This is a genomic window from Pseudomonas sp. W2Aug9, from assembly GCF_023127755.1.
GTDB classification, from domain to species: Bacteria; Pseudomonadota; Gammaproteobacteria; order Pseudomonadales; family Pseudomonadaceae; genus Aquipseudomonas; species Aquipseudomonas synxantha_A.
This window is the reverse complement of sequence record NZ_SPKL01000010.1, coordinates 121,878-137,305: the sequence shown is the minus strand read 5'-3', so window position 1 is coordinate 137,305 and position 15,428 is coordinate 121,878. Positions and strand designations below refer to the sequence as shown.

12 protein-coding genes are annotated in these 15,428 nt (G+C 60.8%); 5 read left to right on the top strand and 7 right to left on the bottom strand.

Annotated features, from left to right (window positions below; genetic code table 11):
• Window positions 1-15 precede the first annotated feature (15 nt).
• Together E3O56_RS07585 and E3O56_RS07580 are read right to left on the bottom strand one after the other, a co-directional pair.
• Complete coding sequence (locus E3O56_RS07585; protein WP_148853468.1) at window positions 16-789, bottom strand: OmpA family protein; 774 nt, start codon at window positions 787-789, stop codon at window positions 16-18.
• Window positions 790-966: 177 nt separating this feature from the next.
• A complete protein-coding gene (locus E3O56_RS07580) occupies window positions 967-1,611 on the bottom strand; it encodes an MBL fold metallo-hydrolase (RefSeq protein ID WP_032877732.1) in 645 nt (214 codons plus the stop codon).
• Window positions 1,612-1,760: 149 nt separating this feature from the next.
• Here E3O56_RS07580 and E3O56_RS07575 point away from each other — a divergent pair, with 149 nt between their 5' ends.
• From E3O56_RS07575 to E3O56_RS07560, 4 genes are read left to right on the top strand one after another with little or no spacing between them, the layout of a single operon-like run.
• Window positions 1,761-2,351, top strand: a complete 591-nt coding sequence (locus tag E3O56_RS07575; RefSeq protein WP_248128057.1) for a paraquat-inducible protein A — start codon at window positions 1,761-1,763, stop codon at window positions 2,349-2,351.
• Window positions 2,348-2,992 (top strand): paraquat-inducible protein A, encoded by a 645-nt coding sequence (locus E3O56_RS07570; protein ID WP_032877734.1) that lies wholly within the window; start codon window positions 2,348-2,350, stop codon window positions 2,990-2,992. Before E3O56_RS07575 ends, E3O56_RS07570 begins: the two co-directional genes overlap by 4 nt.
• Window positions 2,973-4,622 (top strand): MlaD family protein, encoded by a 1,650-nt coding sequence (locus tag E3O56_RS07565; protein ID WP_032877736.1) that lies wholly within the window; start codon window positions 2,973-2,975, stop codon window positions 4,620-4,622. Before E3O56_RS07570 ends, E3O56_RS07565 begins: the two co-directional genes overlap by 20 nt.
• 14 nt (window positions 4,623-4,636) lie before the next feature.
• The gene (locus E3O56_RS07560; RefSeq protein WP_032877738.1) at window positions 4,637-5,194 is read left to right on the top strand and encodes a PqiC family protein; all 558 of its coding nucleotides are present in this window, start codon (window positions 4,637-4,639) and stop codon (window positions 5,192-5,194) included.
• A 12-nt stretch (window positions 5,195-5,206) separates the two neighbouring features.
• Here E3O56_RS07560 and E3O56_RS07555 read toward each other — a convergent pair whose 3' ends face one another.
• From E3O56_RS07555 to E3O56_RS07535, 5 genes are all read right to left on the bottom strand, one after another.
• Complete coding sequence (locus E3O56_RS07555; RefSeq protein WP_248128056.1) at window positions 5,207-7,939, bottom strand: LuxR C-terminal-related transcriptional regulator; 2,733 nt, start codon at window positions 7,937-7,939, stop codon at window positions 5,207-5,209.
• A gap of 250 nt (window positions 7,940-8,189) precedes the next feature.
• Window positions 8,190-9,554 (bottom strand): DUF1329 domain-containing protein, encoded by a 1,365-nt coding sequence (locus tag E3O56_RS07550; protein WP_005784906.1) that lies wholly within the window; start codon window positions 9,552-9,554, stop codon window positions 8,190-8,192.
• 42 nt (window positions 9,555-9,596) lie between these two features.
• The gene (locus tag E3O56_RS07545; RefSeq protein ID WP_032877744.1) at window positions 9,597-11,456 is read right to left on the bottom strand and encodes a DUF1302 domain-containing protein; all 1,860 of its coding nucleotides are present in this window, start codon (window positions 11,454-11,456) and stop codon (window positions 9,597-9,599) included.
• Window positions 11,457-11,788: 332 nt separating this feature from the next.
• Window positions 11,789-13,471 (bottom strand): fatty acid--CoA ligase, encoded by a 1,683-nt coding sequence (locus E3O56_RS07540; RefSeq protein ID WP_005784903.1) that lies wholly within the window; start codon window positions 13,469-13,471, stop codon window positions 11,789-11,791.
• A gap of 265 nt (window positions 13,472-13,736) precedes the next feature.
• On the bottom strand, window positions 13,737-14,369 hold the full coding sequence (locus E3O56_RS07535) for a LysE family transporter (RefSeq protein WP_078820303.1): 633 nt from the start codon (window positions 14,367-14,369) through the stop codon (window positions 13,737-13,739).
• 84 nt (window positions 14,370-14,453) lie between these two features.
• Here E3O56_RS07535 and E3O56_RS07530 point away from each other — a divergent pair, with 84 nt between their 5' ends.
• Entirely contained in the window at window positions 14,454-15,419 is a 966-nt protein-coding gene (locus E3O56_RS07530; RefSeq protein WP_078820395.1) for a 2-hydroxyacid dehydrogenase, read from the top strand.
• Window positions 15,420-15,428 lie beyond the last annotated feature (9 nt).

Below are 15,428 nucleotides of genomic sequence, written 5' to 3'. Positions count from 1 at the left end.
TTTAGTGGCCAGTGTTTACTGGTACTGCTGGTACGGGTTGCCCTGGAACTGATTGTTTTGCTGTGGCGCCTGTTGTTGCTGACCAGGCTGGCCGTATTGCTGGCCTGGGATCGGGCCGAGGTTGACTTCGACACGACGGTTCTGGGCACGGCCATTCACATCGCTGTTGCTGGCAATCGGGTTATCCGGGCCGGCACCGCGAGCACTCAGGTTGGCAGCACTGACACCCTGGGAAGTCAGGTAGTCGGCCACGCTCTGCGCACGGCGCTGGGACAGGTCCATGTTCAGTTGGCGACTACCGGTGCTGTCGGTGTAGCCGACGATCTGGATGGTGTTCTGGTTGAACTGCTTGAGGGAGTTGGCCAGGTTATTGAGCGGCTGGTAGAAGCTGCTGGCGATCGCGGCCGAGTTGGTGGCGAAGGTGATGTTGCCCGGCATGATCAGCTTGATCTGGTCACCCTGGCGCTGCACTTCCACACCAGTGTTGGCCATGCTTTCACGCAGTTTTTTCTCTTGCTGGTCGGCGTAGTAGCCATAGCCGGCAGCACCGGCACCCGCAACGACGGCGCCAATCAGCGCGCCCTTGCCACGGTTGTTATGGTCGATGGCCGCACCGGCCAATGCACCGGCCAGCGCGCCGAGGCCGCCGTACTTGGCGGTCTTGCTCATACCGCTTTCAGAACCATTGCCGGCCTGTCCCTGGCTGCCGTCATAAGGATTAGGTGAGGCACAGCCAGACAACAGGGCTACGGCGGTAGCGACAACAAGCAGACGACGCGGAGTAAACATGAAGGGAGCTCCTACTTTTGCATTCTGTGATGCAGAGGACATTGGCAATGGACCTGTGCCGAGTTTGGAACGCGACAAGCGGCAAAAATTCCGTGGGGCGTGCGCAAAGCATAGCTGTCTTTGGCTCGAGCCTGTGCCTGCGTGTCTGTACCGACTTGTATCAGAGCCGACAACCCATCACGCACGCACGAAAGGATTCTCTCGCATCTCATCGCCCAGCAACGTATCCGGCCCATGCCCTGTCACCACTGTCGCGCGCTCATCCAGCGTGTATAAGCGCTGCTTGATCGACCGCACGATCGTCGCCTGGTCGCCGCCCCACAAATCCGTGCGCCCAACGCCGCGCCGGAACAAGGTGTCACCGGCAATCAGCAGCTTGGCATCGGCAAACCAGAAGCTCATCGAACCCGGCGTATGCCCAGGGGTGTGCAAGGCAACACCGCATCCACAGGCCAATTCTTCATCGTGTTCCAGCCAGCGATCCGGCGACGGCACTGGCACATAGGGCACGCGAAACATCTGGCATTGCATTTCCAGGTTATCCCATAGAAATTGATCATCTTTGTGCAGGTGCAGCGTGGCTCCGGTTTTTTCTTTCAATTGGCCAGAGGCCAGGAAGTGATCCAGGTGAGCATGAGTGTGGATAATGCTCACCACCTTCAGACCCAACGCATCAAGACGCGACAGGATCAATTCGTGATTGCCGCCGGGGTCGACTACGATGGCTTTTTTAGTGATCGGGTCGCCAATGATGGTGCAGTTGCACTGCAACGGGCCGACGGGGAAGGTTTCGCGAATCAGTGGTGGTTTTTCGGTAGTCATGAGTGTCCTGCAAGCTCTCTGGCGCGTTCCAAGTGCAGTATGGTGGAGGTTGCCCCCACTCTGGAAGGGATCGATTCGGCGATGTATCCGCTGCTAAGCTACACAAGCGCCATCCCCCGCTGCAGTCAGTCGCATTTGGAGCAACACCCATGGCGAATCAACAGATCATCTGCGAGCACTGCGACTGCGTGTACGAAAAGGTCACGCTCGCCAAACATCAAAAAGCCCTGTGTGTGCAGTGCTCGGGTGTGCTGCAGCGCTATAACGGCCTGTCGGTGCAACAACGCCTCGCGCTGACGGTGACCGCAGCAGTGCTGTGGACCTTTGCCAACTTTTATCCGGTGATGAGCATCAGCCTGCAGGGCTTGAAAAACAGTGCGACACTGTGGGATTCGGTGGTGGCGCTGAGCCTGGGGCCGATCACGTTCATTGCGTTGGTGGCGGCGATCTCCATCATCATCGCGCCGGTGTTTCAGCTGGTCTTGCTGATCTGGGTTTTGAGTTTTGCCTTGGCCGGCCAGCGTTCGCCGGCGTTCAAACTGTGCATGCGCTGGCTGGAAGCGCTCAGGCCCTGGAGCATGCTGGAAGTCTGCCTGCTGGGCGCCATGGTTGCCGTGTTCAAGCTGGCGGGTATGCTGGATGTAATCCCCGGTACCGGCCTGTTTGCCTTGGCCGCCCTCAGCCTGTTGCTGATCCGCATTGCCGGGCGCGATGTCCGCGACCTGTGGGACACCGTATGAATTCACCGCCCACCGCCCGCGAGCTCAACCTGTGCCTGTGCCATACCTGCGGCCAGGCCTGCGACATGCGCCTGGAGCCCACTGAATGCGAGCGCTGCGGCGCGCCCTTGCACCGGCGCAAAACGCAATCGCTGACACGCACCTGGGCCTACATGCTCACCGCCCTCGCCTTTTACATACCGGCCAATTTGCTGCCGGTGATGAACACCACCATGCTCGGCTCCGGCGCAGACAGCACCATCATGAGCGGCGTGCTGGAGTTCTGGCAGCATGGCGCCTGGGACATTGCCCTGATCATTTTCATCGCCAGCATTGCCGTGCCGGGCATCAAGTTCCTGTCACTGGGGTTGCTGCTGATCACCGTGCAGCGCAACAGCCAGTGGGCGCGCAAGGAACGCTCAAAGCTGTTTCGGTTTATCGAGCTGATCGGCTATTGGTCGATGCTGGACGTCATCGTGGTCGCACTGGTGGCCGCGCTGGTTAAGTTTCAAGCCCTGGGCACGATCGAACCGCGCCTGGGCATTCTGTTTTTTGGCTTGGTGGTGGTATTTACCATGCTCGCGGCCATGAGTTTTGATCCCCGGCTAATCTGGGAAAACCCACATAACGAGGAGACCTCGGATGAGCGCATCCAAGGCTGACACCCCTGCGGGGCAACCCGCGATCAAGACGCGTCGCTTCAGTGTCTCGCTGGTCTGGATCGTGCCGATTGTCGCCGTGCTGGTGGGGATCTCGCTGGTGATTCACAGCGTCATGCAACAAGGGCCGACCATCGTCCTCAACTTCAAGACCGGCAGCGGGCTGGTCGCCAACAAGACCGAGGTCAAATACCGCAACGTGGTGATCGGCCAAGTGACCGCCGTGGCCTTGAGTGGTGACCAGAAAAGTGTCAACGCCACCATCGAGCTATCCAAACAGGCCGAAAGCTTCACCCGCGAAGACTCTAAATTCTGGGTGGTGCGCCCACGTATCGGCGCAGGCGGCGTATCCGGTATCGACACGCTGCTGTCCGGCGACTACATCGGCGCGGATATCGGCCAGTCCGAAACCCGCGCCAAACATTTCACCGGCCTGGAAAACCCGCCCCCCATCACCTATGGCGAGCCTGGCAAGCGTTTCACCCTGCACACGCAGACGCTGGGCTCCCTGGACATCGGCTCGCCGGTCTATTACCGCAAAATCCCGGTAGGCCAGGTGGTGGCTTATGAGTTGGACAGCGAAGGCAAGGGCGTGAACGTCGAAGTCTTCATACACGCGCCCAATGATGGGTATGTCACCGAGAACACGCGGTTCTGGAATGCCAGCGGTGTCGATCTGAGCGTCGGTGCCAATGGCTTTGCGCTGAAGACCGAATCGGTGTCGTCCATGCTGATGGGCGGGATCTCCTTCCAGGCCCCACCCTACAACCCCAACGACAAGCCGGCCGAGGAAAATCGCGGCTTTGAATTGTTCGAAGACCAGCAAAGCGCCCTCGCACCGCCCAATGGCAAAGGGCAATACATGGTCCTGCGCTTTGATCAGGCCCTGCGTGGGCTGAAAGTCGACGCACCGGTGGAGTTCCTCGGCGTCGAGTTCGGCAAGGTGGTGTCGATCAATCTGGATTTCGATGCGAAGAAACGCAGCTTCCCGGTCAATGTCGGCATCGTGATCTACCCGCAACTGCTCGGCGCGGCCCATACCAAGCTGCTCAAGGCCATGAACAACAACCCTGACGATGAGGCGGCCGGCGTGCGCCTGATCGGCAGCTTCATTGAAAACGGCCTGCGCGCCCAGGCCCGCAGCGGTAACCTGCTGACCGGCCAGTTGTACATCGCCCTGGACTTCTACCCCAAGGCCGAGAAAGTGGCGTTCGATCCGAACCAGCGCCCCGTGGGCATTCCCACCATCCCGGGCAACCTGGAACAACTGCAGGAGAAGTTCGAAGGTATCGTCAACAAGCTCAGCCAACTGCCGGTCGAGCGGATTGCCGGCAACCTCGACGCCAGCCTGGTCGAACTGCGCAAGGGCCTGGCGCAATTCAACGCCAAGACACTGCCGGGTGTGCAGACGACACTGGCCGACGTGAGCAAGACCCTGCAATCGGCCAGCTCAACCCTGGCAGAAGACTCACCCCAGCGTGAACAACTGACCCAGACCCTGGATGAACTGGCACGCATGTCGCGCTCCTTGCGCGAGCTGTCCGATTACCTGGGCCGGCATCCGGAGTCGCTGATTCGCGGTCGTCCTGATAACGCCGCGCCGAACGACCTGCAAGGGCCACCCCGCAAATGACCATTGGAGCCGCCATGACGTCGCCGTTGAAGATCACACTGCTGACCACGATGCTGTTGCTCGCGGCCTGTCGCAGTGACCCCATCGCCTTCCACACCCTGACCCCGGCACATGCGAGCAACAGCTCACGCGCAGATGCCGGTGGTGTACGGATTGAAAGCCTCAGCGTGCCGCCCCAGGTCGACCGCGCGCAGATAGTGGTGCGCCAGGGTGACAGTGGGTTGGCGATTCTTGAAACCCAGTGGTGGGCCGCCAGCCTCGCTGACGAACTCAGGAGCGCGTTGGTGGATCAATTGGCCAATAGCGATCCACGCCACGCTGTGGCCCTGCGCCTTGAAGTGCAACGCTTTGACTCGGTCCCCGGGCAGTACGCGCTGCTCGACGTGCGCTGGCGCCTGCGCCAGATCAATGGCGACCGCCCAGCCCTGACTTGTCGCAGCACCTTGCAGTCACCCGCGGGGCCAGGCATCGACGATCTGGTGGTGGCGCATCAGAACAACCTCAAGCGGTTCGCGGCACTGATCAATCAAACCATCGGCACGTCACTCAAAGGCTGCCCTGCCGCGCCATAAACTGCGCTGGGCTCAGACCAGCAAGCCCATGGCCTTGGCTCGCGCCACTGCCTGGGTTCGGCGCTCCACGCCGAGCTTGCTGTTGATATGGCTGGCGTGGGTCTTGACGGTGTGCAAGGAAATAAACAGCTGGTTGCTGATTTCCTGGTTTGAACAGCCTTGGGCAATCAGTCGCAGCACCGCCAGCTCTCGCGTACTCAGGGTTTCTTGATGAGCTGGGGCCTGGACCACGCTGACTTGGGGCAGCAGCGCCAGCAAGCTCTGGTTCAGCAGACCATGGGGATCTTTGCCCAACTGCTCACGCATCCAGTCCGGGTAGCCCTCCAGCAACCGCTGGAACGGCTGCAACGCGCCGCCCGAGCCGGCTTCAAGTGCACGGGCCAATACCTGTCCGGCCTTGGCCTCCTGGCCGCCCGCCAACAGAAGCTGCACCTGCTGGGTCAGCGCCATCAAGGCAATCATCTGTCGCCCACTGTTCTGGGACTGTTGCGCCAATGCTTCCAGACATTGCAACGCGGTGTCGGGCTGATGGCGTATGGCATCGAGCGCGGCTTGTTGCAGTTCGATATGTTGTGGCAGGTGTGGGTGGAACTCCGGCGCGGCAGCGGCGTGCTCGCCGTTGTAGGTCTGCCCCAGCCTGGTCAGCCAGGCGTCCGCCAGCTCGGTACGACCCTGGGCCAGCCATAGCTCGCATTTGATCAACGTAATCATCGCCAGGTAATAGATCGGCGGTACGTCCCAGATGTGCATCAAGCGCTCGGCCTCGGCCAGCTCGGCAAAGGCATTGGAAAACTGGCCGCGCCGCCCTTCAAAGTTGGCGATCACGCAATGCCCGATCAGCACGCTGATATCCCGGCAGGCACGGGCTTCGGCCAGGCCGGCGCGCAAACGCACAAGGCCGGCTTCGGGCTGGTAACGCGCCAGCAGCAGGTAACCTTCGTAGAGCGACAACCGCGCACGCACCGCATACAGGCGCTGGGGCGCCAGGCCGTGCAAGCGTTCCAGGCCCTGGCGCACTTCGTCCAGGGAGCGCAGGATTTCGCCGCGTGACTGCAACACCCGCGCCCGGTCGTAATGGGCCAAGGCTTCAAACAACGGATTACCGACGCGCTGCGCCAGCTCCAGGGATTCGCGGTTCAAACCGCGGGCGCGCCACAGGTCGGCATCGACAATTGCCAGGTTGGACAGGGTCGACAGGCACATCAGGCGCTGGCCGTAGCGCTTTTGCGGCAGGCTCTCCAGTGCCTCGTTGCAATAGCGCAGGGTCAATTCGCGGTCCCCGCGCCCACGGGCGATGATCCCGCTCAACGCCAGCCATTGGGCCAACATGGACCTTTGCGCGGTCGCCGAGGGTGCCGGCAGGAAGCGACTGAGGTAGCTGGAAAGCTCCTGGGCCGCGTCCAATTGGCACGCCAGCCCCAATGCCCAGCTGTAGAGCACGATCAAGCGCGGCGTGCTGATCAGCAGGCTGTCGGGCAAGTCCATCTTCCAGCGCAGCAACATGCCAACATTCTGCTCTGCCAACAGTTGCTCTTCGGACAGGTTCTGGACCAGGTTCGCCGCCACGTCCAGATGGCCGGCCCGCAGCGCCTGCTCTACTGCCTCGTCGATCAAACCCTGGGCGTTGAACCAGCGGCAGGCGCGCAAGTGCAAGCTGGCAGGCGGCAATGTGGTGCTCTTCTCGCGGCGGGTACGCAGCAGGTCGGAAAACAAATGGTGATAGCGGTACCAGTGGCCCTGTTCATCCAGCGGCACCAGGAAAACCTGATGGGCCTGCAAATAATTCAGGATTTCGGCGCTGTCATGGGCTTCGCGGACCGCGTCGCACAACTCGCTGCAAAAACGCTCCTGGGGAGCAGTGTCGTACAGGAACGCTTGCACGTCGGCAGGCAGGCAGTCGATGACTTCTTCAAGCAGGTAATCACGAATCAGCCCTTCGCCACCGTGAAGGCGTTGGGGCAAGCCCCCCTCATTGCCACCGGCTTCGGACGCCGCCAATAGCCAGAAGCGCAGGCCGGCGACCCATCCCTCGCTGCGGCGGATCAGGTTTTCCAACGCTTCGCCGCCTAACGCGCCGCTGTGCCCATCCAGCACGGCCAGGGATTCGTCGTGAGTCAGGCGCAGGTCTTGTTCATGCAGCTCCAGCAGATGCCGCGACAAACGCAGGCGCGCCAGGTGCCAGTCCGGACGCTGCCGGCTGGTGACCAGTACCAACAGACCGTCGGGCAAATGATTGAGGAAAAATTGCAGGCAACGATCCAGCACCGGGCCCTGGGCCAGGTGGTAGTCATCCAGCACCAGCAATAGCGGCGAGCGCGTGGACAGATGCTCCGCCAGCTCATCGAGCAGGCCATCCAGCCATTCTTCAAAGGCAAAGGGTTGATGACGCTGACGCATTTTCAGCAAACCCAGGGATTGGGCGCCCAACTGCGGAAAATAGTGCTGCAAGCCGTCGAGCAATCGCTCCAGGAAGCGGCCGGGGTCATTGTCCCGTGGGCTCAGGCCCAGCCACAGACTTTGCCAGTGGGCCGGCAGGCCCTGGCAGAACTCCACCGCCAACGAACTCTTGCCGAACCCCGCCGGTGCGCAGACCAGCAACAATCGCCCGTCCAGGCCCGCGTTCAACCGTTGGCACAGGCGCGGGCGCAGCACGTAGCCGTCAGGCAATGGGGGCCTGTAGAAGCGGCCTTCCAGGGTTGGCATCACCACACTGGCAGGCCCTTGGATTCGGGACAGATCAGTCATCGCCGGGCTCTTGTAGAAGGCTGTTGTCGGCATTGCAGATGTCCGCAGACTAGCGGTAAAAGCGGCGGGATTGTAGATCTTTGCAACAATTGGCTGAAAAAGAACTGCGACAAGAAATATCCCTACAAACAGCACACACAAAAAGTGGGAGGGGGCTTGCTCCCGATGGCAGTGGATCAGTCAGAATTTTAATCGACTGTCAGACCGCCATCGGGGCAAGCCCCCTCCCACAGGGGTGCATTAGTGTGGGTTAGCGAACACCGTCCTGGCGCAGGGCCGCTGGGGTGAAGTCGCTGGTGGTGGCGGTGAAGCCGAAGTCATAAGCCTGTTTCTCTTCGTTCTTCATGCCCAGGGCCAGGTAGCGGCCGGACTGCAGGTCGTACAGGGTTTCCAGGGCGTACCACGGCACTTGCTTGTCGTAGTAGTTCTCGGCATGGGCTTCGGCAACGCGCCACAGTTGGCCACGGCCGTCGTAGTGGTCGATCACCGCCGCTTGCCAGGTGTCTTCGTCGATGAAGAAGTCACGCTTGGCGTAGATGTGGCGCTGGCCTTCCTTCAAGGTGGCGACCACGTGCCAGACGCGGCGCAGCTCATAGCGCGCCAGGTCCTGGTTGATGTGGCCGGCCTTGATGATGTCGGCGTACTTGAGCTTCGGATCGTCGATCTTGTAGCTGTTGGAGGCGATGTAGATTTCTTTCTTGCCTTCCAGCTTCCAGTCGTAGCGATCCGGCGCACCGTTGTACATGTCGAGGTTGTCGGAGGTGCGCAGGCCATCGGCAGCAGTACCCGGCCCGTCATAGGACACTTGCGGGGCCCGGCGCACACGGCGCTGGCCGGCGTTGTAGACCCACGCCGAACGCGGTTCCTTGACCTGGTCCAGGGTTTCGTGCACCAGCAGTACACCACCGGCCAGACGCGCTGGCGCGGTGACTTGCTGCTTGAAGTAGAACAGGATGTTGCCCGGGTTTTTCGGATCGAAGTCCTTCATCTTGTCGCGGAACACAAACTGATCGCGGAAGTACACCAGGCTGTAGGAACCGTTGGTTTGCGGCGTGGCCTGGGTGACCAGACGGGTTACGCTGCCGCCGCGATAACGGGTGATGTGGTTCCAGATGACTTCAACGCCGGTTTTGGGAATCGGGAACGGCACGGCGGTCTCGAAGTTTTCCAGACCGTTGCCGCCGGACACCAGGTTGGTAGTGGTGGCGTTTTTCTTGATGGCAGCGAACACGTCAGCCGGCACCGTGGCACCGCGATGAGTCGGGTAGACCGGCATCTTGAAGCTGTCCGGGTAACGCTTGAACATCGCGTACTGCCCTGGAGCCAGTTTGTCTTTGTACTGCTCGACGTTCTGCGCGGTGATGGTGAATTGCGGTTGCTCGCTGGCATATGGGTTGGCCAGGAAGCCACGGGCATCCACGGCGCCGGCGTTGGTTGGCAGGGGTGACCATTTGGGGATGGTGCCGGCCGCGTTGCCCGCCATCTCGGCGCCCATCGGGGTCAGGGTAGTACCGAGCTTGGCAGCTTCATCCGCCGAGACTGCCGCCATGACGTTGCTCGCCAGGATCGACAGCCCAAGCACACCGACGTGCAACAGACTTTTAGTTATTTTCATACTCTGGTCTTCCTGAATACATGCCACTTGAAAAGAGTGTGCTTAGAAGTTGGCGCCGAAGCTCAAGGCGACAAAGTCGCGATCATCCACGGTGCTGAACTTGCCACCAAAGAAGTTGGTGTACGCCAGGCTCGCGGTGTAGGTGTTCTGGTATTCGGCATCCAGGCCAAGGCTGACCGCCTTGCGACCCTCTTCAAAGTTGCCGCCGGGACCTGGCGAGTAACCTTTGACGTCATGGGACCAGGCCACGTTGGGCTTGAGGTTCACGCCAGCGAACACGTCCGGGTATTCCCAGATGGCACGGGCACGGTAGCCCCAGGACGTTGCAGTGGTGTAGCCGTCGTTGTTGCAGTTGGTGTTCAGGCCGGCAGCGTTGGGCAGCCCGGCGCCGTTGGCGGTGGAGTTGTTCAGCGCGTTGCAGAACCCACCCGGCAGCGTGCCTGGGCCGAACACCGGATCGCGACCATAGCGAGCCTGGGACTTGCTTTCCAGGCCACCCACATGGGTCACACCGATTTCACCGACCGTGGTCAGGCGACTGGCGCCCATCACCTGGTCGAAGAAGTGTGTAAAGGTGGTCTGGAACTGGGTGACTTCCTTGCGGTTGTAGCCATGCAGGTCTTGGCCCGGCGAGCCCTTGAGCACCGAAGCATTGCCAAAGCCAGGGATCGGCGTGACACCGGCAAACAGAATGTCGGTGGTACTCAACTGCACCGGCGCATTCGGCCGATAGCTCAATTCACCACTCCAGGCGGTGCCGGTAGGCAGCGTGGTGGAGAAGCTCAAGCCGTAGAGACGAATATCCTCCGGGTACTCGACGAAGTAGTTCGAACTGCCCGCCACGATCAGTGGACGCAGTGCCCCCAGCGGGCCCAATGGACGGGTGTAGGCCGCGGACGGCGCACCCTGCGCACTAAAGATCGGCGCACGGCTGTGGTAGTTCATGAAGTAGGCGCCGAACTCGGTGTCCAGCGGTTCGAAGTTGTAATGCATGGCCACACCGAACTGGCCGCTGTCACGCGCATCACGGTCCGGCCCACGGCGCACCAGCACGCCTTCGCTGTTCACGTCCACGCCCAGGGCACCCAGGGTCGGCAGTGCCGCAGCGGGAATGGTCGAGCGCTTGTTCAACACCCGCAGGTTATTGCTGCAACCATCGGAGATCACGTCTGGCTGGGAGAAGAAAGTGCCGCAGTTATCAGTGACGGTCTGGTCCCATTCCAGTTGATAGAACGCTTCGGCCGACAGGTTGTCGGTGAGCGTCTGGGACACGTAGAACATGTTGACCGGAATCAGGCCTTCCTTGATCTCGGCCCCCGGGCGACGAAACGCCGACACGTCGATCGGGTTGATGGAGTTGATGCCGCCGCCGATGAAGGTACTTTCGCCCCAGCTCACGACCTGCTTACCAAAACGCACGGAACCCGGCGCATCGGCAATCGAGTAGTTGTGGTAGACGAACGCATCGAGAATCTGACCGCCAGAAGACTTGGCGCCTTCCTTGCGGTTGTTGTCGCTGATGTCCTTGAACTGACGGCTCTCGTCCTTGAGTTCAAAGTCGTACCAGTACTTGCCGCGCACAAACACGCCGGTGTCGCCGTACTTCAGTTCCAGGTCATGAATACCCTTGAAGATCTTCGAGAACGTCTCGCCGCGCTTGAAGTTCAGGTGACCGTCATCGGAAGTCTGGGACAGGCCCTTGCCGCCATTGTTGGCGCCGATCAGATCACGATTGGGCTTGGCCGTAGACCAGCTCGCACCCACCGAAAGCGAGGAGTCAAAGCTCCCTTCGATTTCACCGATGTTGAAACTGACGCCGAATGCAGGCCCGGCGAGCGTAGAAGCGAGACTGACGGCCAGGGGCAGTCTTGCCCGGCGCCAGAACTGGTTTACTTGGGTCATCGACGCTACTCCATGTGCATATTTTATTGTTATGGCAGTGAGCCCTTTCTTCAGATGTAACGGCCGGGATACAACGATTCCAATGCCGAACCGCAACCGAGCCTCCCTGGCTCGACGCGCAACATCCGCGAAAAACTCTGAAAGGGACTATAGCCAGAGGGGGGTAGTGCTTGATCCCTCTAAAGTGTGATTTGCATCACCAACCTGTCTGCCACAACCCTTTCGCCACGCCGACGAAGGTCGACGCGGGAAGGATGGCTGAAATTTGGCAAATCACAAGTAGAGGCTTGAGATAGAGCAGCGCCGCGCCCAAAAGGGCGCGGCGAGGGGCGTCAAAGCGTAGACAGGAAGGTGCTGTTGTTGGCCTGCCATTCGATGATGTCGATACGGATACGTTTTTTGTCGAGCTTACCTACGCTGGTCTTGGGAATTTCAGTAACAACGGCGATCTGGCTCGGAATCGCCCACTTGCTCAAATGCCCCAGTTCAACGTAAGGCTTGAGGTGCTCCTTGAGCTCCCGCGCCCCAATCACTTGGCCCTCATGCACCACCAGCAAGGCAAAGGGGCGCTCGCCCCATTGCGGATCGGCGATGCCCACCACCGCTACCTCGCGTACCGCCGGGTGGCGGCTGACCAGGTCTTCGAGGGCCAGGGACGAGATCCATTCCCCACCGGTCTTGATCACATCCTTGATGCGATCACGGATATCGATCACACCAAACGCGTCCAGTGTGGCAACGTCGCCGGTGTGCATCCAGCCGCCGGCCCACAGCTCGGCGCCCTTTTGCGGTTCGTTGTAATAACCCTCGGTCAGCCAGGGCGCGCGCAGCACCAGTTCGCCCTGGGTTTCGCCGTCGGCGGGAAGAAAGTTGCCGTCGGTGTCCATGATTGCCGCCTCCACCAACGGCCCAGGCACACCGGCCTTGATGCGATAGGTGGTGCGTTCATCTTCGCTGCCGGCCATCAGCTCTTCATTGAGGTGTGCGCACGACACCAGCGGCCCGGTCTCGGACATGCCATACGCGGCGGTCAATTGAATGCCGCGGGCCTTGGCGGCTTCGTACAGCGAGCGGTTGAGCGCGCTGCCACCAATGACGATTTTCCACCCACCAAAATCCACGCCCTGGGCAGCCTTGGCGTTGAGCACCATTTGCAGGATGGTCGGCACGCAATGGGAGAACGTGACCTTCTCCTTGCGCCACAGCTGCACCAGGTATTCGGGGTCGTAGCGCCCGGGGTAGACCTGCTTCAAGCCGAGCATGGTCGCCACATAGGGCAGGCCCCAGGCGTGTACGTGGAACATCGGTGTGATCGGCATGTACACATCGTTGGTGCCCAACAGACGCACGCTGTCGACGCTGCCCATGATGGTCGCCACGCCAATGGTGTGCAGCACCAATTGGCGATGGGTGAAATACACCCCTTTGGGGTTACCGGTGGTGCCGGTGGTGTAGAAGGTGGTGGCGACGGAGTTTTCGTCGAAGTCCTGGAAGTCGTACTGGGGGCTGGCGGCGGCCAGCAGGGTTTCGTACTCACCGACCAGGTTGGGTAGTTCGGCGGTGTGGGTGTCACCATCGGTAATCAACAGGGTCTTGTCGACGGTGGTGAGCTGCCCGGCAATCGCCTGATAGAGCCCCACGAACTCACTGTTGACCAGCACGAAGCGGTCTTCGGCGTGGTTCATGGTGTAGAGAATCTGTTCCGGCGACAGGCGCACATTGATGGTGTGGATCACCGCGCCGATCATCGGAATGGCGAACATGCATTCCAGGTAACGGTGGCTGTCCCAATCCATCACCGCCACGGTATCACCAGCCTTGACCCCGGCTTCGGTCAGCACATTGGCCAGGCGCGCAACGCGCTCGATCAGCGTCGGGTAGGTGTAGCGCAGCTTGTCGCGGTAGATGATTTCCCGGGTCTTCTCGTAGCGAGTCCCGGACATCAACAGGCGCTTGATCAGCAGCGGGTATTGGTACGCACCTTCGGCGGGCGGGATAACACGGGTCTGCAACATACGAATCCCTTTAATGACTGCACGGTCTTGACTTGAAGACCTGCACTGTAGAGGGCTTATGTTTCAACCAAATCAGCCAAAGGAATGATTTGCGGAACTCAGTAAATGCTAGCTTTGCGCCAGTATCTGCGGCTTATGGAAGACCAATGTGGGAGGGGGCTTGCTCCCGATAGCAGGGTGTCAGTCAGCTTATGTAGGGCTGACACACCGCTATCGGGAGCAAGCCCCCTCCCACATTTGAGCTGTGTACCCTTGAGAAAATTGATTACTTCATGCTGGTAAACGCCAACTTCACCCCAATGGCGATCAACACCGCGCCCATGGTCCGATCAAACCAATGCCCCATGCGCGCAAAGCCGGCGCGTACACGCTGCTGGCTGAACAACATGGCCACCAGGCAGAACCACACCGCCGTCGCCACCGCTAGGTACACGCCATAACCCGCTTGTACCGCCAGTGGCGTATGCGGGTTGATCACCACGGTGAACAGCGAGAGGAAGAACAGCGTCGCCTTGGGGTTCAGGCCATTGGTCACAAAGCCTGCGGTAAACGCGCCACGTGGGGTGCGCTCGCCCGCTTCGCGGTGCAACTCGCCCTCGGCGGCGGGCTTGGCCGGCTGCGCACGCAAGGCCTTGAAACCGATATACAACAGGTAGGCCGCTGCGGCCCATTTGAGCGCATTGAACAACACGATGGACTGGGACACGATCAAACCGATCCCCAGCAACGAGTAACCCACATGCACGAAAATCGCCGTGCCAACGCCCAGGGCCGTCCAGGTGCCGGCGCGGCGACCGTGGGTCACGCTCTCACGGACCACCACGGCGAAATCCGGGCCAGGGCTGGCCACCGCCAACAAGTGAATCAAGGCTACGGTCAAAAACTCGGCGACGTACATGCTCACTCCATTAAGTAACTGATTATTTCATCTGATAGGCTCGGAAGATTACGCCTTCGAACCTCGTCGCAAAAGGTACAGTTGATCATGAACAATCGCCGCGCCGTCTTCCTCGACCACCCTTCACTGGACTTGGGCGACCTCGATCTCAGCGGTTTGCGCGACTGCTTCAGCCAGTTGCAGCTGTTTGAGCAGACCACGCCACAGAATGTGGTGGAACGCTTGCAGGGCGCTCAAGTCGCGATCAGCAACAAAATCCCGCTCACGGCGCAAACCCTGGCGGCGTGCCCCGAGCTCAAGCTGATCCTGGTTTCAGCCACCGGCACCAACAATATCGACCTCGAAGCCGCCCGCGCCCACGGCATCACCGTGAGCAACTGCCAGGGTTACGGCACGCCGTCGGTGGCCCAGCACACGATCATGCTGCTGCTCAACCTCGCCACGCGCTTGAAGGACTACCAACAGGATGTGGCCGCCGGCAAATGGCAGCAGGCCAGGCAGTTCTGTCTGCTGGACCATCCAATTGTCGAGCTGGAAGGCAAAACCCTCGGCCTGCTCGGCCATGGCGAACTGGGCAGCGCGGTGGCGCGCCTGGCCGAAGCCTTCGGCATGCGCGTGGTACTCGGCGCGATTCCCGGGCGCCCTGCCCGCTCCGACCGCGTGCCACTGGATCAACTGCTGGCCCAGGTCGATGCGCTGACCTTGCATTGCCCGCTCAATGAACACACCCGCGACTTTATCGGCGCCCGTGAACTGGCGCTGCTCAAGCCCGGCGCGTTTATCGTCAACACCGCCCGTGGTGGCTTGATCAACGAACAGGCCTTGGCGGACGCGCTGCGCAGTGGTCATCTGGGCGGCGCGGCGACCGACGTGTTGAGTGTGGAGCCGCCGATCAATGGCAGCCCGCTGCTGGCCGGCGATATTCCTCGGTTGATTGTCACGCCCCACAATGCCTGGGGCAGTCGCGAAGCGCGGCAACGCATCGTCGGCCAATTGACGGAAAACGCCCGAGGCTTTTTCAGCGGTGCCCCGCTGCGCGTCGTCAGTTGATAAACTGCG